Source organism: Pseudonocardia sp. (genome assembly GCF_035305885.1).
In the GTDB taxonomy this organism is placed as follows: Bacteria; Actinomycetota; Actinomycetes; order Mycobacteriales; family Pseudonocardiaceae; genus Pseudonocardia.
This window is the reverse complement of the sequence record NZ_DATGOP010000067.1, coordinates 85,286-104,818: the sequence shown is the minus strand read 5'-3', so window position 1 is coordinate 104,818 and position 19,533 is coordinate 85,286. Positions and strand designations below refer to the sequence as shown.

Below are 19,533 nucleotides of genomic sequence, written 5' to 3'. Positions count from 1 at the left end.
AGCGCGACTCGCGGACGCCAGGGTCTTTACCCACCGGTAGGTTCCCCCTGTGCGCGTGCTGATGGTCTCGTGGGAGTACCCGCCGGTCGTGGTGGGCGGCCTCGGGCGCCACGTGCACGCGCTGGCGACCGAGCTGGCCGCGGCCGGGCACGAGGTCGTCGTGCTCTCCCGCCAGCCCTCGGGGACCGATGCCTCGACGCACCCGACGGTGGACGAGGTGCTCGACGGCGTGCGCGTGCTGCGCGTCGCCGAGGACCCGCTGCACCTGGAGTTCGAGCGCGACCTGGTGGCGTGGACGCTCGCGATGGGGCACGGGATGGTGCGGGCCGCGCTGACCCGGCTCGTCCCGCACTGGCGCCCGGACGTGGTGCACGCCCACGACTGGCTCGTCGCGCACCCGGCGATCGCGCTCGCGGACGCGCTCGAGGTCCCGCTCGTCGCGACGATCCACGCCACCGAGGCCGGTCGGTACTCCGGCTGGCTGTCCACCCCGCTGTCGCGGCAGGTGCACTCCGCCGAGTGGTGGCTCGCCCAGCGCGCCGACACGCTGATCACCTGCTCCGCCGCGATGCGGGCCGAGGTGGCCGAGCTGTTCGAGGTCGACCCCGACCCGATCGTGGTGCTGCACAACGGCATCACCCCGCGGCGGTGGCGGGCCAACCCGGCGCGGGTGCGGGCGGTGCGGGAGCGCTACGCCCCGGGCGATGCGCCGGTGCTGCTCTACTTCGGCCGCCTGGAGTACGAGAAGGGCGTCCACGACCTGATCGCGGCGCTCCCCCGCATCCGGCGGTCGCACCGGGGCACCCGGCTGGTCGTCGCGGGCACCGGCACCGCCCACGATCAGCTCGTCGAGGCGGTGGAGGCCCATCGCGTGCGCCGGAGCGTGACCTTCGCCGGTCACCTGCCCGACGCGGACCTCGCCGCCCTGCTCCGAGCGGTCGACGCGGTGGTGCTCCCGAGCCGCTACGAGCCGTTCGGGATCGTGGCGCTCGAGGCGGCGGCCGCGGGGGCGCCGCTGGTGGCCTCGACGGCGGGCGGGCTCGGCGAGGTGGTGCTGGACGGGGAGACCGGCCTGTCGTTCCCGCCGGGGGATGTCCGGGGCCTCGCGGCTGCGGTCGGCGCGGTGCTGGCCGATCCGGCGGCCGCCGCGCGCAGGGCTCGCGCCGCGCGAAAGCGTCTGGGGAGCGAATTCAGCTGGGGTCGGATCGCCGCCGACACCGCATCGGTGTACGCGGCGGCGACCCGTGGGACCGCGGCCGAGCTCGGCCGGCCGAAGATCCCGACGGGGAACGTCTTCGGTCGAGACCGGCCGTAGCTAGGCCGCGTCGCTGCGCAGCACCTCGAGCGCGGCGTCGGGGAACTCGTCGGCGAGCTGCTCCACGAGGTCGTCGCGGTTCTCGCCGACCGCCGCGTTCACCGCGAAGGTGTACTCCGCCTCGAGCTCTTGCAGGCGGCGGACGGTGGCGTCCTTCATGGTCGGAACGCTTCCTTTCGGAACGGGGTTGTGATTCCACCGTGATGAACGGCGGGTGCTCCCCCTTCGTTCCCGGATCGCGGCGTTCCATGCCGGACATCACATCGATTCAATCCGGGCGAGCCTCTTCTCCACCTCCGCGGCGGACTTGCGGGCGATGTCGGCGAGCGCGGCGCGGCGTTCGGCGGCCGCCTCGTAGTCGGCCTTCCGGTCGCGGACCACGCGGGCGGGCGCGCCGACGGCGATCGAGTGCTCGGGCACGTCGCCGCGCACGACGGAGTGCGCGCCGATCACGCTGCCGCGGCCGATGCGCGAGCCGCGCAGCACCGTCGACTTCACGCCGAGCCAGCAGTCGGGCCCGATCCGCACCGGCGCCTTGACGATGCCCTGGTCCTTGATCGGGACGTGGATGTCCTCGGTGCGGTGGTCGAAGTCGGTGACGTACACCCAGTCCGCGACGAGCGTGGCCGCGCCGATCTCGACGTCGAGGTAGCAGTTGACCGTGTTGTGCCGCCCGAGCACGACCTTGTCGCCGATGCGCAACGACCCCTCGTGGCAGCGGATCGCGTTGCCGTCGCCGATGTGCACCCAGCGGCCGATCTCCAGCCGCCCGTAGCCGGGGCGGGCGTAGAGCTCCACGTCCTTGCCGAGGAACACCATGCCGCGCAGCACGACGTGCGGGTTGGCGAGGCGGAACCGCAGGAGCCGCCAGTAGCGCACCAGGTACCAGGGTGTGAAGGCGCGGTTGCGCAGCACCCAGCGCAGCGAGGCGAACGTGAGGAAGCGGGCCTGCCGCGGGTCCCTCCTGCCCGGCCGGCCGCGGCGCACCCGGAACCTCGTCATGGGGGCGACCCTACGACGCGGTCCTCGGTGGCTTGCGCGGACGGCGATGATCGGCGAACGTCTGCGGCGTGTCCCGGATCGCCGTGATCGGCAGCGTCAACCTCGACCTCGTGGCCCGGGTGCCGCGCCTACCGCAGCCCGGCGAGACCCTCTCGGCGAGCGGGCTGCGCCGCGTCCCGGGCGGGAAGGGCGCCAACCAGGCCCTCGCCGCGCGCCGGCTCGGCGCCGACGTGGAGATGGTGGCCGCGGTCGGCGCCGACGCCGCGGCCGATGAGGCGCTCGCCCTGCTCGCCGCCGACGGGGTGCGGCTGGACCGGCTGCGCCGCGAGCCCGACGAGCCCACCGGCCACGCCCTGATCACGGTCGACGACGAGGGCGAGACCACGATCGTGGTGATCCCGGGCGCCAACGGCACCCTGTCGGTGACCGCGGACGACGTGCGCGACGCCGACGCCGTGCTCACCGTCCTGGAGATCCCCGAGGCCGCGGTGACCGACACCGTGCGGCTCGCCACCGGCATGGTCGTGCTCAACGCGGCGCCCGCCCGACCGCTGGACCCCGAGCTGATCCGCCGCGTCGACCTCGTGGTGGTCAACTCCGCCGAGTACGCCGCGATCGACGGGCTCGACGCGGCGGGTGCGGTCGCGGTCACCTACGGCGCCAAGGGCGCGGTGCTGCGCCGCGGCGGCCGCGAGGTGGCCCGCGCCGAACCACCGCCCGTCACCGTCGTGGACGGCACCGCGGCAGGCGACGCGTTCACCGCCGCGCTCACCGTCGCGCTGCTCGACGGCGCGTCCGACGAGGCGGCGCTGCGCCGGGCCTGCGCCGCGGGCGCGCTCACCGTGACCAAGGCGGGCGCGCAGCCGTCGCTGCCGACCGCTGCCGAGCTGGAGGCCGCCCTGTGAGCAGGCCGATCGTGGTCGACACCGACCCCGGGGTCGACGACGCGGTCGCGATCATGCTCGCGCTCGCGTCGCCGGAGGTGGAGGTCAGGGCGATCACCACGGTCTTCGGCAACGTCGCCCTGGAGTCCACCACGACCAACGCGGGGCGCCTCCTCGCGCACTGCGGCCGGGCGGACGTCCCCCTCGCCGCGGGCGCGGCGCGGCCGCTGGTGCACCCGCAGCGCGAGCTGGCGCGGGAGTGGCACGGCGACGACGGGCTCGGCGGGCGGGCGGCCGCGCTGCCCGACCCCGTCGCCCCGTCCGGTCGGCCCGCCGTCGAGCTGCTCGCCGACGTGCTGCGCGCCTCGGAGGCGCCGGTGACGCTCGTGCCGATCGGGCCGATCACGAACGTCGCGCTGCTGCTCGCGGTGTACCCGGAGCTGGCGCCGCGGATCGAACGGATCGTGTGGATGGGCGGGTCGCTGGGCGCGGGCAACACCTCGGGCGTGGCCGAGTTCAACGCCCACTGCGACCCCGAGGCCGCGCACCGCGTGCTCACCCAGGACGACGTGCCGGTCACGATGGTGCCGCTCGATCTCACGCTGCGCTGCCCCGCAGGGCCGGAGTGGATCGACGCGCTCGCCGCGGCCGGGCCGCGGTGCGCCGCGCTCGCCGAGGTGATCACGCACTACCGGGCGGCGTTCCGGGAGCGCTACGGCATCGACGCGGTGGCCGTCCACGACGCGGTGGCCGTGCTGGAGGCCGTGCTCCCCGGGACGCTGCGCACCACCCCGCGGCCGGTCTCGGTGGCCTGCGACCTGGGCCCGGCCCGGGGCGCGACCGTCGGGATGCCCGAGGGCTCGGGCCCGCCGGTGCAGGTGGCGCTGGACGCCGACACCGACGCGGTGCTGGCGGAGATCCTCGAGCGCCTGCGTCGCCTCGGATGAGTTCAGGAAAGCCACATTCACGAAGCTGCACTTCGTGAATGTGGCTTTCCTGAAGTTCGAGGAGTCAGGCCAGGCCGCGTTCGATCGCGTAGCGCACCAGCGCCGCCCTGCTGTGCAGGTGCAGCTTGCGGAGCACGTTCTGCACGTGGTTCTCCACGGTGCGCGGGGAGAGCACGAGGCGGGTGGCGATCTGGCGCGCGGTGAGCCCCTCGACGACCAGCCGCACGACGTCGGACTCCCGCTCGGTGAGCGGACGCTCCCGCTCGGCGGCGGGCCGGCCGAACTCCTCGAGCAGGACGTCGGCGAGGCCGGGGCTGAACACCACCTCGCCCGCCGCGGTGCGCCGCACGGCGCCGGCGAGCTCACCCGCCGCGACCGGCCCGGTGAGGTGGCTGGTGGCCCCCGCCCGCACGGCGGCGAGCGCGACGCCGTGGTCGGCCTCCGCACAGAGCGTGAGCAGGGGCACCTGCGGCACCGCGGAGACGAGTTCGGCGACCACCTCCAGCGCCGCGGCGCCGTCCAGGTCGACGACGACGACCTCGGGCCGGTGCTCGGTCACGGCCGCGAGCGCACCGCCGGGCTCGGTGCCGGCCGCCACGTCGACGCCACCGCTCTCCACGGCCGCGACCAGGCGCGGAAGGGCGCGCGCGGAGGCGACGAGCACGGCGGAGGCGTGAGCGTTCATCCTGCCGACGCCGCCCTCCGCCGAACGATCATGTCCGAATCCTCCCAAAGTGGGACGCGTTTCGGAGCCGGTTCGGCGGCGATCACCCGGACGGCGCACCCGGTGACCGGGGTCCTCAGTCCTCGACGATGCCCTTCTCGATCGCGTACCGGGCCAGCTGCACGCGGTTGTGCAGCTGGAGTTTCCGCAGTGTGCTCTGCACGTGGGTCTCGACGGTTCGGTGCGAGACGCCGAGCCGCTCCCCGATCTGCCGGGCGGTGAGGCCCTTCGCGACCAGCCGCAGCACGTCGGTCTCCCGCTCGGTGAGCGCGGGGACCTCGGGGCCGGAGCGCTCCGAGCCGGCGAGCCTGCGGTACTCCCCCAGCACCAGGCCGGCGAGGCCCGGCGTGAACACCGGGAAGCCCTCGGCCGTGCGCCGCACGGCGGTGAGCAGCTCCTCCGCGCTCGCCGACTTCACCAGGTAACCGGCAGCGCCCGCCTTCACCGCCTCCAGCACGTCGGCGTGCTCGCCGCTCGCCGAGAGCACGAGGATCCGGGTCTCGGGCAGCGCCTGGAGGATCTCCGCGATCGCCTGCACCCCGGACTTCGCGCCGAGGTTCAGGTCCATCAGCACGACCCGCGGCCGCACGGCGCGGGCGATGCGGACCGCGGCGTCCGCGTCCGGGGCGGTGGCCACCACGTCGAGGCCGCGCTCGGTGAGGTCGCGGGCCACGCCCTCGCGCCAGATCGGGTGGTCGTCGACCACCATCACCGTGATCCCGTCCGTCACGACCCGTCCTTCCGCAGTTCGACGACCCACTCGGTGCCGCCCGGCCCGGTGTCGCAGGTGATCGTCCCACCCAGGTCCTGGACCCGGCCCCGCATCGACCGCGCCACTCCCATCCGCCCCTCGGCCTCGGCGGCCTCGAGCCTGCCCTCCGGGATGCCCGGCCCCTCGTCGCGGATGCTGATCTCCACGGTCGGCCCGAGGTCCTCGAGCAGCACCCAGGCCGGAGCGTCCGGGCCGACGTGCACGGCGACGTTCGCGAGCGCCGCGCCCACCACGGCGACGAGCTCGTCGACGGTGCGGGCGGGCAGCTCGACCGGGTGCGCGGGCGTCGACACCGTGACCCGGGAGGAGGCGAGCACCCGCAGCGCGGCGGCGAGGTCGCGCTTACCGCTCTCGTCGACGGGCGCCGAGCCGGTGGTGAGCAGCGTGCGCAGGGCGACCTCCTGCTCCCCGGCGAGCGTGCCGAGCTCCCCCGCGGGGCCGCCCAGCTCGGCGCCGCGCCGCCGGACGTACCCGAGCACCTGCAGCACCCCGTCGTGCACCGCGCGGGCCAACCGCTCCCGCTCGGCCATGGCCGCCTCCGAGGCGACGGCGCGGCGCACGCGCTCGGCGGAGCGGCGCAGCACGGCCGAGGCGAACCCGACGGTCAGCCCGGCGAGCGCGAGCAGCTGGATGTCGTGCAGCTCGGTCGCGATGCGCTCCTGGAACCCCACGAGCGCGCCCGACACGACGGCCGCGCTCCCGACCCCGCCCGCGACGCCGAAGGCGATCGCGCAGGCCAGCACCGCCCCCGAGGTCCAGATCGACCCCATCACCGACACGTCGGCCGCCATCTGCTGCGGCGTCTGGACGAGCGGGGTGCCGGCCATGACCGCGACCGTGACGACCACGTCGGCGACCGCCACCCGGCCGCGCCGGTCCGGGCCGGCGGGGCGGCGCAGGTAGAGGTGGCCGGACGCGGCCGTCCACGCGACCATCGCGACGACCACGGCGAGCGCGCCCGCCCGCGACGCGTACTCGTCGAGCGCGAGCAGCACGCCCGCCACCGAGCTCACGAGCGTCAGCACCCGGTAGACGAGCAGCCCGCGCCACAGCGGCTCGAGCGGGTGCTCGACGTCGGCGCCGGGAAAGGTCACGGGGTGAGCATGCCGGGCGGGCGCGGCCGCCCCATCCGCAGGTCTACGGAGATCTCGTCCCCGAGACCAAGGCGTTGTAGAACCAGCCCCGCGGCACGACCCGGGAGAGCACGTTGGTGTCCAGCCAGGACAGCCGCTGCCACGACTTGTAGGCGAACATCGCCCAGCCCCACCCGAGCTTGCCGGGCGGCACAGCGGCCTCGAACGTGCGCACCGGCCAGCCGATCATCGCGGCGGTGAACTCCTCGGTGACGACCCGGGCGTCCCGGGCGCCCGCCCTGCGGGCGAGCTCCTCCAGCTGGTCGGGGTCGAACACGTGGATGTCCACCACGGCCTCGAGCGCCGCGGCGCGCGAGGACTCGTCGAGCTCCTGCTGCGGCCGCCGCCAGCCCTGCAGCGGGGGCAGCTTCGTGACCGTGGTGACGGCCTTCCAGGTCAGCGCGCCGAGTCGGCGGGCGTACCAGTCGCCGACCTTCGTCGGCTCGCCTGCGAACACGAACCGCCCGCCCGGCTTGAGCACGCGCAGCACCTCGCGCAGGGCCAGCTCCACGTCGGGGATGTGGTGCAGCACCGCGTGCCCCACGACGAGGTCGAACGTGGCGTCGTCGTAGGGGATGCGCTCGGCGTCGGCCACGCGGCCGTCGACGTCGAGGCCGAGTCGCTCGGCGTTGCGCAGCGCGGTCTGCACCATGCCCGGCGACAGGTCGGTGACCGAGCCGCGGGTGGCCACGCCCGCCTGCATGAGGTTGAGCAGGAAGAACCCGGTACCGCAGCCCAGCTCCAGCGCCCGCTCGTACGGCCAACCCGCCTCACCCGCGGCGTGGCGGAAGCGGTCGGCGGCGTAGGTGATGCAGCGCTCGTCGTAGGAGATCGACCACTTCTCGTCGTAGGTGCCGGCCTCCCAGTCGTGGTAGAGCACGTTGGCGAGCTTCCGGTCGTGCCGCGCCGCCTCCACCTGCTCGGCGGTGGCGTGCGGGTTGGGCGCCGGGTCGGGCGTACTCATGGGTAGGCACCTTAGGCCCCTTATGATCGGCGGCGATGAGCGAGCGGGTGAGGCCTCCCGGCGCGTACAGCGCCGGCGACGAGCGGGTGACGCCGCAGGCGGGGCACGCCGTCGTGGTCGCGGTCTGCATCGCGCTGGCGGTGGTGCTGTTCGCCACCAGCGGGCCGGCGGGTGGTACCGGTCTGATCGCGCTGCTCATGCTGCTGCTCGCGGTCGCGGCGGTCATCGTGCCGATCGCGCTGATGGCGATGCTCTGGCCGCAGGCGGGCAGCCGCGTGCGCGGCTGGATCGCGCTCGCCTGCCTCGTCTGCCTCGTGGTGATCGGGTTCGCCGTCGCGGACATCGTCGAGATCGCGCCCGCGGTCCTGTCGGTCCTGTTCTGAACCGCTCTCCCGCGGACGCGACCCGACGAGGCGGCGCTCAGCGCCCGGTGAACGTCGCCTTCCCGGGGCCGTTCTCGATGAACGACTGCATCCCGATCCGCCGGTCCTCGGTGGCGAAGAGCGCGGCGAACAGGTCGGCCTCGATGTCGAGCCCGGTGCGCAGGTCGACCTCGAGCCCGCCGTCGATCGCCTTCTTGGCCGCGGCGAGCGCCACGGCGGGGCCCTTCACGAACTGCTCGGCCCACCGCCGGGCCGCGGCGTAGACCTCGTCGGCCGGGACGACCTCGTCCACCAGCCCGATCTCGAGCGCCTCCTGCGCGCCGACCATCCGGCCCGTGAAGATCAGGTCCTTGGTGCGGGAGGGGCCGATGAGGCGCGACATGCGCTGCGTGCCACCACCGCCGGGGATGATGCCGAGCAGGATCTCCGGCTGCCCGAGCTTGGCGTTGTCGCCGCAGACGCGCCGGTCGCAGCCCAGGGCCACCTCCATGCCGCCGCCGAGCGCGTAGCCGGTGATGGCCGCGACCGTGGGCTTGGGCACCTCGGACAGCGCCCCGAAGCAGGCCGAGAGCCGCCGAGCGATCGGCGCCATCTCCGCGTACGACAGGTTGGCCATCTCCTTGATGTCGGCACCCGCGGCGAAGACCTTCTCACCGCCGTAGACGACCACCGCGCGCACGTCCTCGCGCCGGGTCGCCTCCTCCGCGCACGCCTTGAGCTCCTCCTGCACCTGCCGGTTGAAGGCGTTCATCGGCGGCCGGTCCAGCCGGATCGTGCCCACTCCACCGTCGACGTCGAGCTTCACGAATTCGGTCACGGGCGTGACAGTAGAGCCTCGGCGCCGGTTCCATCGGGACGATGCGGCGGTGACGGCTGGCTGTGGCTAGCGCAGCCAGGCCGTGTAGCGGCCCCGCCGCTTCTGCACCGCGAGGGGCAGGTCGAAGGTCCGGCTCAGGTTCTCGTCCGTCAGCACGTCGTCGAGCAGGCCGGAGGCCACCACGGCGCCCTCGCGCAGCAGGAGCGCGTGGGTGTAGCCGGTCGGGATCTCCTCGACGTGGTGGGTGACGAGCACCGAGGCGGGGGCGTCCGGGTCGGCCGCGAGCGCGGCGAGCCGGCCGACCAGGTCCTCGCGCCCGCCCAGGTCGAGGCCCGCCGCCGGCTCGTCGAACAGCAGCAGCTCGGGGTCGGTCATGAGCGCGCGGGCGATCAGCGCGCGCTTGCGCTCGCCCTCGGACAGGGTGCCGTACTCGCGGTCGGCGAAGCCGGCCAGCCCCATGGCGGCGAGCAGCTCGTCGGCGCGCTCGGTGTCGAGCTGGTCGTACTGCTCCCGCCAGCGGCCGAGCACGCCCCACCCGGCGCTGACCACGACGTCGCGCACCTTCTCGCCGTTCGGCACGCGCAGCCCCAGCACGGAGGAGGTGAGCCCGATCCGGGTCCTCAGCTCGAACACGTTCACGCGGCCCAGCTGTTCGCCGAGCACGTGCACGGTGCCCTCCGTCGGGTGCAGCTCGGCGGCGGCCAGGCGCAGGAGCGTGGTCTTGCCGGCGCCGTTGGGTCCGAGGACGACCCACCGCTCGTCGAGCTCGACGGTCCAGTCCACGTCGCGCAACAGGGTGGTCGTCCCCCGCCGGACGGTGACCCCGGACATCCGGACGACCGTATCCGCAAGATCACCCGCGGCGGGCAGGGGCTCAGAGCTTGATCCGGGCGCAGCCACGGGGCATATCCTCGCCGATCGTGCCGGTCTTCCCGCTGGGTGCCCATGCCGACGACGGCGGTGTCCGCTTCGCTGTCGCCTCGACCAGCGCGGATGCCGTCGAGGTGTGCCTCGTCGACGGCCACGAGGGGGCGTGGAGCGAGAAGCGGGTCGAGCTCACCGAGCGCACCTTCGGGGTGTGGCACGGCTACGTCGAAGGGGTGCGCCCGGGGCAGCGCTACGGCTACCGCGTGCACGGTCCGTACCGGCCGTGGGACGGCGTGCGAGCGAACCCGGCGAAGATCCTCGTCGACCCGTACGCCCGCATGATCACCGGCGAGGTCACCGACCTGGACGCCGCCCGCGGCTGGATCGACGACCCGATGACCGGCCCGCCCAGCACCGTCGACTCGCTGGGCCACGTGCCGCTGTCCGTGGTGACCCCGCCCGACGAGCCGGCGCGCGGCCCTCGCCCCGACGTCCCGTGGTCGGAGACGGTGATCGCCGAGCTGCACGTGCGCGGCTACACCAAGCTGCACCCCGAGGTCCCGCCCGAGCACCGCGGCACCTACCTCGGCCTCGCGCACCCGGCCGTGATCGAGCACCTGCGCCGGCTCGGCGTCACCGCGGTCGAGCTGCTGCCGGTGGCGGCGATCGCCGATGAGCCGCCGCTGCTGGAGCGCGGGCGTCGCAACTACTGGGGCTACGCCACCCTCGGCTTCCTCGCCCCGACCGCCCGGTACGCGAGCCGGGAGGGTGAGGAGATCGCCGAGTTCCGCGCGATGGTGGAGGCGCTGCACGCCGCGGGCATCGAGGTGATCCTCGACATCGTGCCGAACCACACCGCCGAGGGCGGGATCGGCGGCACGACGCTGTGCTACCGCGGGCTCGACGCCCCGGCCTACTACTCGCTGCGCAGCGACGGCTACGACGCCGACATCACCGGCACCGGCAACACCCTCGACGCGGGCTCGCCCACCGTCATCCGGCTCGTGTGCGACGCGATGCGCCACTGGGTGACGGTGATGGGCGTCGACGGCTTCCGGATCGACCTGGCCAGCGTGCTGGGCCGCCCCCGCTCCGGCCCCTTCGACCCGAACGCCCCGCTGCTCACGGCGATCGCGGTCGACCCGGTGCTGTCGTGCGTCAAGCTCATCGCCGAGCCGTGGGACGCCACCGGCGAGGGGTACCGGGTCGGCGGGTTCGGGGTGGCCTGGTCGGAGTGGAACGGGCGCTACCGCGACGCGGTGCGCGACTTCTGGCGCGGCCACGGCAGCATCGGGGAGGTCGCCTCCCGGCTCGCGGGCAGCTCCGACCTGTACCGGATCTCCGGGCGGCGACCGTGGGCGTCGATCAACTTCGTGACCGCGCACGACGGGTTCACGCTGCGCGACCTCGTCTCCTACGAGCGCAAGCACAACGAGCGCAACGGCGAGGACAACCGCGACGGAACCGACGACAACCGCTCGCAGAACTTCGGCGAGGAGGGCGAGACCACCTCACCGGTGCGCGCCGCCCGCAGGATCGCGACCGCCCGGGCGATGCTCGGCACGCTGCTGTTGTCCACCGGCACGCCCATGCTGCTGGGCGGCGACGAGCTGTGGCGAACCCAGCACGGCAACAACAACGCCTACTGCCTCGACGACGAGACGTCGTGGGTGGACTGGTCGCGCCGCGACGGCGCGCTCGCCGCGTACGTCGCCCGCGTGGCGGCCATCCGGCGCGGCTCGCCCGTGCTGCACGCCGACCGCTTCTACCGCGACGGCGAGGTGCTCTGGTGGCACCCCGCGGGGCGCGAGCTGGGCGGCAGCGACTGGCACGACCCGCAGCTGCACACGCTGGGGCTGCTGCGCGGGGAGTGGCTGCTGCTCCTGCACGCGGGCGCGGATGCGGTGCCCGCCACCCTGCCGCCCGGTGGCCCCTACACGCCGGAGCTGGACAGCACCCGCCCCGACGGCGTCCCGGCCGGCACGCGCCCGCTGCCCGGGGAGGCGACCATCACGCTCCCGCCGCGCTCGCTGCTGCTGCTCCGCACGGCCTGAGCGAGGCGCACCGAGAGCGCGACCCACCCGCACCGAGAGCGCGACTCGCCGACACCCAGCCCGCGACTCGCCCGCACGAGAGCGCGACTCGCCGGAGGCTTCGGCGAGTCGCGGGCTGGGTGTGCGCGAGTCGAGGGCTGGGTGCGCGCGAGTCGGGGTGCAGCACCGGGTTGCCGACCGGCGGGCCAGAAGGTGATCCTGGTCCCATCCCGGTGACCGCGAGGAGGCGCGATGGGCGGACCCACCCTCGTCGTCGGCCACGGCCGGGACGCGTCCAGCGACCACGCGCTGCGGGCGGCGATCGACCTCGCGGCCCGGCTCGGCGGGCGGCTGCACGTCGTGCACGTGATCGACCTGCGCGACTACCCGCTCAACGTCGACGCGCCGGACTGGGAGCAGCGCGGGGCCGAGGCGCTGGCCGAGGAGCAGCGCCACGTCGAGGGCATGCTCGCCGACGCGGGCGTGTCGTGGACCTACGAGGCGCGCCACGGCGAGCCGGCGAAGGCCCTGTGCACCGCGGCCGAGGAGCTGGACGCCTACCTGATCGTCGTCGGGTCACGCGGCGAGGGCCTGCGCCGGGCCATCAGCAGGCTCGTGGACCCGTCGATCTCGCACGGCGTCCTCCGCCACCAGCGACGACCCGTGCTCGTGGTCCCCGCGCACGACTGAGCGGCGCGGGTGCTGCGGTTCAGCCGCCGCAGCCGCAGGCACCACCGCAGCACCCACCACCCGCGGGCGCCGGTTCCGCACCGCTGCGGCCGCCCACGGCAACCGTGTTGAGCAGCTTGACCGTGTCGTCGTGCCCGCAGGGGCAGCGGGCGGGATCGTTCGCGTCGGCCATCGGGCGGCTGACCTCGAACGTCGAGCCGCACTCACGGCAGCGGAAGTCGTAGCGAGGCACGAGACGAGCTTACGACCTGACGCCCGACCGACGCACAAGTGAACGTTGCGTTTCTTAACGGCGACCCGTACGCTCCATAGAGAACGATTCGTTCACTAAGGGGGTCGGGATGGCGCGCCGTGTGCTGCCGGGCCTGATGCTGGTGATGCTGCTCGGCGCCCTCGACCAGACGACCATGGCCGCCGCGCTGCCCGCCGTGGCCGCGAGCCTCGGCCGGTTCGACCTCATGCCCGCTGTGATCACCGCCTACCTCGCGGCCGCCACCGTCGCGATGCCGCTGCACGGCAAGCTCGGCGACCGGTACGGGCGCAGGCCGGTGCTGCTGGCGGGGATCGTGGTCTTCGCGGTCGGCGCCCTGCTCTGCGCCACGGCGTCCACGATGTCGCAGCTGATCGCGTGGCGGATCGTGCAGGGCGTCGGCGGCGGCGGGCTCATGATCGGGGCGCAGGCGGTGCTCGGCGAGGTCGTGAGCCCTCGCGAGCGGGGCCGCTACCTCGGCCTGCTCGGGGCCGTCTACATCGTCGCCGCGGTGGGCGGGCCGCTCCTCGGCGGGCTCGCGGTCGACCACCTCACGTGGCGCTGGATCTTCGGGCTCTACCCGCCGCTCGCCGTGGTCGCGCTGGTGGTCGTCGCCCGCACGCTGCGCCTACCCGTCCCGCAGCGGCGCCGCCCGTTCGACGTGCTCGGCGCGGCGCTGCTGTCGATCGCCGTCACCGGGCTCGTCCTGCTCGGCAGCGGCCTCGGCGGCCGCACGGCGCCGATCGCGGCCGTCACCGCGCTCGCCGCGGCCGGGTGGCTCGTCACCGCCCGCCGCGCCGCCGACCCCGTCCTGCCGCTGCGGATCTTCCGCACGCGCGCGGTCGCCATCCCCACGGCCATCAGCCTGATCATCGGCTTCGCCCTGTTCGGCACGATCAGCTACCTGCCCGCGTTCCTCCAGGTGGCGCGGGGCGCCTCGGCCACGCAGGCCGGCCTCGTGGTCACCGCGCTGATGGCGGGCGTGCTGATCACCACCACTGTCTCCGGCCGGATGATCACGCGCACCGGCCGCTACAAGGCCTTCCCCGTCGCGGGCACGGCCACCGCCGGGGTCGGCACCGCGCTGCTGGGCACCGTCGGCCCCACGACGCCGCTGCCGCTGCTGCTCGCGGCGCTGCTGCTGGTCGGGCTGGGCGTCGGGATGGTCATGCAGGTGATGGTGCTGGTCGCGCAGAACGGCGCGGAGCACCACGATCTCGGTGCGGCCACGTCCGCCGTCGCCTTCGTCCGCCAGATCGGCGCGAGCATCGGCGTGGCCGCGATCGGCGCCCTGATCACGTCCCGGTTCGCCGCGGCGCTGCCCCCGGGGGCCGACGCGCGCATCGCCACCACGCTCGACCCGGAGCGGCTCGCCCACCTGCCCGCCGCGGTGCGGGACGCGTTCGGCGCGGCCGTGCCGCCGGTGTTCGGCCTCGTCACGCCGCTGTTCGCGCTGGCCCTCGCGCTGGCCGTCGCACTGCCCGATCTTCCGCTGCGCACCACCGCGCACGTCGACCCCTCGAGGAGGGCCTGATGACCCACGCCCCCACCCGACCCGCCACCGGGTTCGTGCTCCCACTCGGCGCCGTCGGCCGCGACGACCTCGCGACCGCGGGCGGCAAGGGAGCCAACCTCGGTGAGCTGATCCGCGCCGGCTTCCCGGTGCCGGACGGCGTCGTCGTCACCACCGACGCGTACGCGGCCGTGGTCGAGCACGCGCGGCTCGCGCCGGCCGTCGCCGCGGCGACCGACGACGGCGGCACCGCGCTGCACGACGCGTTCGCCGCCGTCGAGATCCCCGCCGAGCTGCGCACCGCGATCCTCGACGCCTACGCGCTGCTCGGCGGCGGCCCGGTGGCCGTCCGGTCCAGCGCCACGGCCGAGGACCTGCCCGGTGCGGCGTTCGCCGGGCAGCAGGACACCTACCTCAACGTGGTGGGCCCCGACGCCCTGCTCGACGCGGTCCGCCGCTGCTGGGGCTCGCTGTGGACCGAGCGCGCCATCTCCTACCGGGCGCGCCGCGACGTCGACCCGGCGGGCGTGCGGATCGCGGTCGTGGTGCAGAAGATGGTGCCCGCCGCGTTCGCAGGCGTGCTGTTCACCGCCAACCCGGTCACCGGCGCCCGCGACGAGGTCGTGGTCGAGGCCAGCAGCGGCCTCGGGGAGGCCGTGGTCTCCGGCCTGGTCACCCCCGACCACTACGTCGTCGACGCCGACGGGCGGGTGCGCGAGCGGCGCAGGGGGCGGCGCGAGGTCGTCGTGCGCGCGACCGACGGCGGCGGCGTGGAGCACAGCGCCGTCACCGAGGCCGACACCGCGCACGAGGAGCTGCCGGACGCGGCGCTCACCGAGCTGGCCGCGCTCGGCCGCGAGGTCGCCGAGCACTTCGGCCGGCCGCAGGACGTCGAGTGGGCGTGGGCCGACGGCAGGCTGTGGCTGGTGCAGGCGCGGCCGATGACCGCGCTGCCGCCCGCCCCGATCCCGCTGTCGCGGATCCAGCGCCTCATCGGCCCGCAGATCGCCGAGTACCTGCCGGTGCGGCCCTACCCGATCGACGTCAGCGGCTGGATCGCGCGCGGCATCGGGCGGATGGTCGAGCGGATGCTGAGCGAGATCCCCGGGCTGCGGCTGTCCTTCGCCGACGTCGTCCCGGAGGTCGACGGCGTGGTGGACCGCTACGTCCCGCCGCGGCCCCAACCGACGCGCAGGACGCTCACCGCGCCGTTCCGCAACACCCCGCGGATCCGGCGCTTCCACCCGGCGCGATGGACCCGCGACCCGCGGTTCGCCCGGTTCGAGCGGGAGGTGCGCGAGCTCGCGGCCGTCGACGTGCGCGCGGTGTCCTGGGGCGAGCTGGCCGCCCTCCCCGAGCGCGCGTTGGCCGCCACCCAGATCATCACCGACCTGCGGGTGGACTACCTGCCCCGCGCCGGGTTCGACCTGCTGCGGCTGCGCCTGCTGCAGGTGCTGCTGAACCGCAGGCACGTCACCGGGCTCACGCTCGGCACGCGCTCGCGCACCGAGGACGCCAACCGGGAGCTGCAGCGGCTCGCCGAGCGTGTGCGGGCCGACGGGGCGCTGCGCGCGGTGTTCGGGCTGGAGCCGGAGCCGCTCGCGGAGCGCATCGAGCACGACCCGGCCTTCGCCGGCTTCCGCGCGGAGCTCACGGCGTTCCTCGCCGAGTACGGCCACCGCGAGACCGCGAGCCCACTGCTCATGTCCACCCCGACCTGGAGCGATGCGCCCACCACCGTGCTCGGCATGGTGAAGGTCCTCGTGGCGGGGGACGCGTCCCCGGTCACCGACCGCGCGGAGCGGGCCGAGCGGGAGCTGCTCGCGCACCCGCTGGTGCGCCTCAGCCGGTCCGAGGAGCGGGTGCGCCGGGTGCTCGCCGCCGCCCGCGCCGGCATCGCGTTCCGCGAGGACACGCACTTCCACGGCACCCGGGTGCTGCCCGCGCTGCGCCGGGCCGTGCTGGAGATGGGCCGGAGGTTGGCCGAGGCCGGCGTGCTGCGCGAGCCGGACGACGTGCTGCACCTGCGCCTCGAGGAGCTGGAGGGCATCACCGACCCGGCCACCCTCGCCGCGGCCGACGCCGAGCGCCTGCGGGCCGCGGTGCGCGCCCGGTCGGCCCGCCGGGCCGAGCTCGCGGGCGTGCCGCTGATCGCGCCGTCCACGCTGTTCCCCGACCGCGCCGAGGACGGGGACGCGCTCATCACCGGCACCCCGGCGAGCGGCGGCCGGGCCACCGGCCCGGTGCGGGTGATCCGCGAGGCCGCCGACTTCGCCCGCCTGCGCAGCGGCGACGTGCTGGTCTGCCCGTACACCAACCCGGCGTGGACCCCGCTCTTCCAGCGGGCGGTCGCGGTCGTCGTCGACACCGGCGGCCCCGGGTCGCACGCCGCGATCGTCGCCCGCGAGTACGGGATCCCGGCCGTGATGGGGACGGGCACCGGCACGTCCGCGCTCACCGACGGCCAGGTGGTCACCGTCGACGGCGACACCGGCCGCGTCACGGGAGAATCCTGACGTGGCCTCCCCCGTCGCAGCCGTCGACCACCGCAAACGACCCCGCAGGCGCGGCGCCGCGCTGGAGGGCGCGATCCTCGACGCGGTGCTGGCCGTGCTCGGCGAGGTCGGCTACGCGCGGCTGTCGGTGGAGCGGGTGGCCGAGCGGGCCGGCGCGAGCAAGGCGTCGCTGTACCGGCGCTGGCCCAGCAAGGTCGAGCTGGTGATGGACGCGGTCTACCAGCTGCTGCCCGACCCGGCCACCCCGCCGGACACCGGCAGCCTGCGCAGCGACCTGCTCGCCGTCTTCGGCCGGGTGGCCGAGCAGCTGGCCGGGCCCGCGGGGCAGGCGATGGGCGGGGTGATGAGCGACGCCCTCACCGACCCGGAGCTGGCGCGCCGGGTGCGCTCCTACGCCCGCGGGGCGAGCCAGGAGGGGATCCGCGAGATCGTGCGGCGCGCGGTCGAGCGGGGCGAGGTCGACCCCGCCGTCGTGACCGAACGCAAGCTGGAGGCGGGGCACGCGCTCCTGCGCAACCACTTCCTCACCCGGGGGGCTCCGATCCCGGACGAGTACATCACCGAGATCGTCGACGAGGTCGTGCTCCCGCTCCTGCAACCGGGCCGGGGCGCACCACCGGCCTAGCGCGAGTCGGCCGCACCGGTTCCCGGGCGCGCCTCGTTCCCGACCCGCGCCGGGTAGGCCGCGGTGAACTTCACCATCCCCCAGATCAGCGCGATCGGGACGACCCAGTTGAGCAGCAGGTCGGCCGGGTGGAAGCGGGACGGGTCCACCGCGTGCGCATCGAGCGCCGCGACGACCAACCCCGCCAGGCCGATCACGAGGATCGCGGCGCCCCACGCCGCGGAGAGGACCCGGTTGATCCGCCGGAAGGTCGGCGAGCCCCAGTGCTCGCGCGGGACGGCCTGCCGCGCGTACTCCTCGGTGAACGGCATGACCGGGACCGTCGCGAGCACGTAGAGCCCGAGCAGCACGCCGACGAGCGGGCGCCCCCACTCGAACAGCCACCCGTCCACCGCGGGGCCGCCGACGAACCCGACGACGGCGATCACGGCGAACAGCACGAGCGAGCCGATGTTGAGGATCTTGGGCCCGTGGCTGCGGTGCGCGGCGACCAACGCGACGACGGTCATCACCACCGCGATCGTCGCGCTCCAGGCCACGCCGTTGGCGTCGAGCCGCTGCGCCACGACCGCGAAGACGATCCACGGCAGGAAGCCGAGCACGAACGTGAAGTTCTCCACACCGATCACTCCTGCGTCGGCAACCACGACCCGTGCAGCCCCAGCGGCACGCGCGTCGGGATCCGCACCCGCGCCACCGGCCCGCGCCCCGGCTCGGCCGCGGGCAGGACGAGGAACCAGCTCTCGCCGTTGCCCCGGTTCGTCGCGAACGCCACCCACCAGCCCTGGTCGGCGTCGCGCGTGCCCGGCCGCGGGGCGAACACCGGCTCGCCCACCGCCAGGTCGCCCGCGTCCCACTGCACCCGCTGCCCGCTGCGGGTGTCGAAGAAGTTGAGCGCGTCGTGGTCGCCGCCGGCCAGGTCGCGGCGCCCGGTCTTGGCGACCAGCGCGATCCGCTCGTACGGGCGCCCGATGAGCCGGTCGTCGATGCGCGGGAGCTCCATCGATCCCCGGTCCAGCTGCTCGCGCCGCACCTCACCGGTGCGGGTGTCGATCCTCGCCCGGCCGAGCGCACCCGCCGACGGGCCTGGGACGATCCCGCCCGGCCGGGTCCACTCGACGAGGTCGAGCACGACGTGCCCGTCCTCGTCGAAGGCGTTCGCGGTGTGCCAGCACCAGAACGCGTCCGTGTGCGACCAGCGGACGGGGCCGCCGTCGCGCGGGACGAGCGCGATGCGGGTGCCGTCCTCCGGCTGCCACGACAGCAGCGAGCCACCCGACAGCGCTGCCCGCAGGTCGAAGTACAGCGGGGCGAGGACCAGCACCACGAAGCGCTCGGTCAGCGCCATGTCGTGGATCATCACCGGCCGGTCTGCGCCGCTCACCGGCGTCGGCCGCCTGGTCACGACGCCGTCCGGCCCGATGGTCGCCCACGTCAGGTACGGGGCCTCGAGCTGGTAGCAGAAGACGACCATCTCGCCCGTGCGCGGGTCGACCTTCGGGTGTGCGGTCATGCCTGCGGGCAACGCGCCGTCGAACGTCTCCCGGCCGAGCGTCTCCAGGCTCGGCGACAGGCAGTACGGGCAGTCGGACTCGGCCAGCGCGAGCAGGCGCCCGCCGTGGCGCACCACGTTGATGTCCGGCAGGGCCTTGGGCCGCCCGGCGAGCTCGGGCCCCACCTCGGCCTCGCCGGGCGTGTACCCCGTCATGAGACCGCCCCACAGCGCCCGGCCCGCCTTCTCCTCCTCCACCAGGGCCTCGGTCCGCACGAACCGGTTCGCGTAGCGCGCCCGCCGGTCCGAGAGCCAGATCCCGTGCACCATGCCGTCGCCCTCGAGCGGGTAGACGTAGGAGCCGAGCGGGGTGAAGCGCGGATTCGGCCCGTTGCGCAGGTAGACACCGTCGAGCTCCGTGGGGAGGTCGCCCTCCACCGGCAGGTCGTCGGCGGTGGTCTCCTCGAACACCGGCGCGAACGGGCCCTGCAGCTGCGGGATCGCGCTGACGTCGACGGGCGGCGGCGGAGACGGTTCGGTGGTCGTCATCGGGTCCTCCTCTCCGCAGGAGGACGACGGTGACAGCGACCGCGCCGGACCGCATCC

General features: G+C 74.8%; 20 protein-coding genes. 9 read left to right on the top strand and 11 right to left on the bottom strand.

The genetic code is table 11. The features are described from left to right. Window positions 1–49: 49 nt before the first annotated feature. Window positions 50–1,315 (top strand): glycosyltransferase family 4 protein, encoded by a 1,266-nt coding sequence (locus tag VKZ81_RS14220; protein ID WP_324242006.1) that lies wholly within the window; start codon window positions 50–52, stop codon window positions 1,313–1,315. On the opposite strand, the gene VKZ81_RS14215 is transcribed toward VKZ81_RS14220, so the two are convergent. Together VKZ81_RS14215 and VKZ81_RS14210 are read right to left on the bottom strand one after the other, a co-directional pair. Continuing rightward, complete coding sequence (locus tag VKZ81_RS14215) at window positions 1,316–1,474, bottom strand: hypothetical protein (RefSeq protein ID WP_324242005.1); 159 nt, start codon at window positions 1,472–1,474, stop codon at window positions 1,316–1,318. It abuts the gene before it with no gap. Window positions 1,475–1,573: 99 nt separating this feature from the next. Next, complete coding sequence (locus VKZ81_RS14210; RefSeq protein WP_324242004.1) at window positions 1,574–2,317, bottom strand: acyltransferase; 744 nt, start codon at window positions 2,315–2,317, stop codon at window positions 1,574–1,576. 68 nt (window positions 2,318–2,385) lie between these two features. Between VKZ81_RS14210 and VKZ81_RS14205 the strand changes: the two genes are divergently transcribed. After that, a complete protein-coding gene (locus VKZ81_RS14205) occupies window positions 2,386–3,222 on the top strand; it encodes a ribokinase (protein WP_324242003.1) in 837 nt (278 codons plus the stop codon). Then, window positions 3,219–4,148 (top strand): nucleoside hydrolase, encoded by a 930-nt coding sequence (locus VKZ81_RS14200; protein ID WP_324242002.1) that lies wholly within the window; start codon window positions 3,219–3,221, stop codon window positions 4,146–4,148. The genes VKZ81_RS14205 and VKZ81_RS14200 overlap by 4 nt, the downstream gene beginning before the upstream one ends. Window positions 4,149–4,212: 64 nt before the next feature. Here VKZ81_RS14200 and VKZ81_RS14195 read toward each other — a convergent pair whose 3' ends face one another. From VKZ81_RS14195 to VKZ81_RS14180, 4 genes are all read right to left on the bottom strand, one after another. Beyond that, window positions 4,213–4,833, bottom strand: a complete 621-nt coding sequence (locus tag VKZ81_RS14195; protein WP_324242001.1) for a response regulator transcription factor — start codon at window positions 4,831–4,833, stop codon at window positions 4,213–4,215. A gap of 115 nt (window positions 4,834–4,948) precedes the next feature. After that, window positions 4,949–5,581, bottom strand: a complete 633-nt coding sequence (locus VKZ81_RS14190; protein WP_414709377.1) for a response regulator — start codon at window positions 5,579–5,581, stop codon at window positions 4,949–4,951. A 17-nt stretch (window positions 5,582–5,598) separates the two neighbouring features. Further along, entirely contained in the window at window positions 5,599–6,738 is a 1,140-nt protein-coding gene (gene macS / locus VKZ81_RS14185) for a MacS family sensor histidine kinase (protein ID WP_324241999.1), read from the bottom strand. A gap of 43 nt (window positions 6,739–6,781) precedes the next feature. After that, window positions 6,782–7,741 carry a class I SAM-dependent methyltransferase gene (locus VKZ81_RS14180; protein WP_324241998.1) on the bottom strand — a complete coding sequence of 320 codons (960 nt, stop codon included), beginning with the start codon at window positions 7,739–7,741 and terminating at the stop codon, window positions 6,782–6,784. Between the two features lie 35 nt (window positions 7,742–7,776). Between VKZ81_RS14180 and VKZ81_RS14175 the strand changes: the two genes are divergently transcribed. Further along, a complete protein-coding gene (locus VKZ81_RS14175) occupies window positions 7,777–8,124 on the top strand; it encodes a hypothetical protein (RefSeq protein ID WP_324241997.1) in 348 nt (115 codons plus the stop codon). Between the two features lie 37 nt (window positions 8,125–8,161). Here the strand turns inward: VKZ81_RS14175 and VKZ81_RS14170 are convergent, their stop codons facing one another. Continuing rightward, the gene (locus VKZ81_RS14170; protein WP_324241996.1) at window positions 8,162–8,941 is read right to left on the bottom strand and encodes an enoyl-CoA hydratase/isomerase family protein; all 780 of its coding nucleotides are present in this window, start codon (window positions 8,939–8,941) and stop codon (window positions 8,162–8,164) included. A 66-nt stretch (window positions 8,942–9,007) separates the two neighbouring features. Then, window positions 9,008–9,772 (bottom strand): ABC transporter ATP-binding protein, encoded by a 765-nt coding sequence (locus VKZ81_RS14165; protein WP_324241995.1) that lies wholly within the window; start codon window positions 9,770–9,772, stop codon window positions 9,008–9,010. An 89-nt stretch (window positions 9,773–9,861) separates the two neighbouring features. Here VKZ81_RS14165 and glgX point away from each other — a divergent pair, with 89 nt between their 5' ends. Both glgX and VKZ81_RS14155 read left to right on the top strand, forming a co-directional pair. Then, entirely contained in the window at window positions 9,862–11,862 is a 2,001-nt protein-coding gene (gene glgX / locus VKZ81_RS14160; RefSeq protein ID WP_324241994.1) for a glycogen debranching protein GlgX, read from the top strand. 231 nt (window positions 11,863–12,093) lie between these two features. Continuing rightward, window positions 12,094–12,531, top strand: coding sequence for a universal stress protein (locus VKZ81_RS14155; RefSeq protein ID WP_324241993.1), 438 nt, complete (start codon window positions 12,094–12,096; stop codon window positions 12,529–12,531). A gap of 19 nt (window positions 12,532–12,550) precedes the next feature. On the opposite strand, the gene VKZ81_RS14150 is transcribed toward VKZ81_RS14155, so the two are convergent. After that, a complete protein-coding gene (locus VKZ81_RS14150; protein WP_324241992.1) occupies window positions 12,551–12,763 on the bottom strand; it encodes an FmdB family zinc ribbon protein in 213 nt (70 codons plus the stop codon). Window positions 12,764–12,872: 109 nt separating this feature from the next. Here VKZ81_RS14150 and VKZ81_RS14145 point away from each other — a divergent pair, with 109 nt between their 5' ends. Genes VKZ81_RS14145 through VKZ81_RS14135 form a run of 3 tightly spaced genes read left to right on the top strand, consistent with a single transcriptional unit; the run spans window position 12,873 to window position 17,435 of the window. After that, window positions 12,873–14,315 carry an MFS transporter gene (locus tag VKZ81_RS14145; RefSeq protein WP_324241991.1) on the top strand — a complete coding sequence of 481 codons (1,443 nt, stop codon included), beginning with the start codon at window positions 12,873–12,875 and terminating at the stop codon, window positions 14,313–14,315. Next, on the top strand, window positions 14,315–16,810 hold the full coding sequence (locus VKZ81_RS14140; protein WP_324241990.1) for a PEP/pyruvate-binding domain-containing protein: 2,496 nt from the start codon (window positions 14,315–14,317) through the stop codon (window positions 16,808–16,810). Before VKZ81_RS14145 ends, VKZ81_RS14140 begins: the two co-directional genes overlap by 1 nt. A gap of 1 nt (window position 16,811) precedes the next feature. Next, window positions 16,812–17,435, top strand: a complete 624-nt coding sequence (locus VKZ81_RS14135) for a TetR/AcrR family transcriptional regulator (protein WP_324241989.1) — start codon at window positions 16,812–16,814, stop codon at window positions 17,433–17,435. On the opposite strand, the gene VKZ81_RS14130 is transcribed toward VKZ81_RS14135, so the two are convergent. Beyond that, the gene (locus VKZ81_RS14130) at window positions 17,432–18,055 is read right to left on the bottom strand and encodes a DUF3159 domain-containing protein (RefSeq protein ID WP_324241988.1); all 624 of its coding nucleotides are present in this window, start codon (window positions 18,053–18,055) and stop codon (window positions 17,432–17,434) included. The genes VKZ81_RS14135 and VKZ81_RS14130 overlap by 4 nt on opposite strands. A 5-nt stretch (window positions 18,056–18,060) precedes the next feature. Next, window positions 18,061–19,476, bottom strand: coding sequence for a carotenoid oxygenase family protein (locus VKZ81_RS14125; protein ID WP_324241987.1), 1,416 nt, complete (start codon window positions 19,474–19,476; stop codon window positions 18,061–18,063). Between the last annotated feature and the right edge of the window lie 57 nt (window positions 19,477–19,533).

Bases quoted from the DNA above. Each gene is read 5' to 3' on its own strand.
- VKZ81_RS14215 (WP_324242005.1), bottom strand. From the start codon at position 1,474: ATGAAGGACGCCACCGTCCGCCGCCTGCAAGAGCTCGAGGCGGAGTAC.
- VKZ81_RS14210 (WP_324242004.1), bottom strand. From the start codon at position 2,317: ATGACGAGGTTCCGGGTGCGCCGCGGCCGGCCGGGCAGGAGGGACCCG.
- VKZ81_RS14195 (WP_324242001.1), bottom strand. From the start codon at position 4,833: ATGAACGCTCACGCCTCCGCCGTGCTCGTCGCCTCCGCGCGCGCCCTT.
- VKZ81_RS14190 (WP_414709377.1), bottom strand. From the start codon at position 5,581: ATGGTGGTCGACGACCACCCGATCTGGCGCGAGGGCGTGGCCCGCGAC.
- VKZ81_RS14180 (WP_324241998.1), bottom strand. From the start codon at position 7,741: ATGAGTACGCCCGACCCGGCGCCCAACCCGCACGCCACCGCCGAGCAG.
- VKZ81_RS14175 (WP_324241997.1), top strand. From the start codon at position 7,777: ATGAGCGAGCGGGTGAGGCCTCCCGGCGCGTACAGCGCCGGCGACGAG.
- VKZ81_RS14165 (WP_324241995.1), bottom strand. From the start codon at position 9,772: ATGTCCGGGGTCACCGTCCGGCGGGGGACGACCACCCTGTTGCGCGAC.
- VKZ81_RS14155 (WP_324241993.1), top strand. From the start codon at position 12,094: ATGGGCGGACCCACCCTCGTCGTCGGCCACGGCCGGGACGCGTCCAGC.
- VKZ81_RS14145 (WP_324241991.1), top strand. From the start codon at position 12,873: ATGGCGCGCCGTGTGCTGCCGGGCCTGATGCTGGTGATGCTGCTCGGC.
- VKZ81_RS14140 (WP_324241990.1), top strand. From the start codon at position 14,315: ATGACCCACGCCCCCACCCGACCCGCCACCGGGTTCGTGCTCCCACTC.
- VKZ81_RS14125 (WP_324241987.1), bottom strand. From the start codon at position 19,476: ATGACGACCACCGAACCGTCTCCGCCGCCGCCCGTCGACGTCAGCGCG.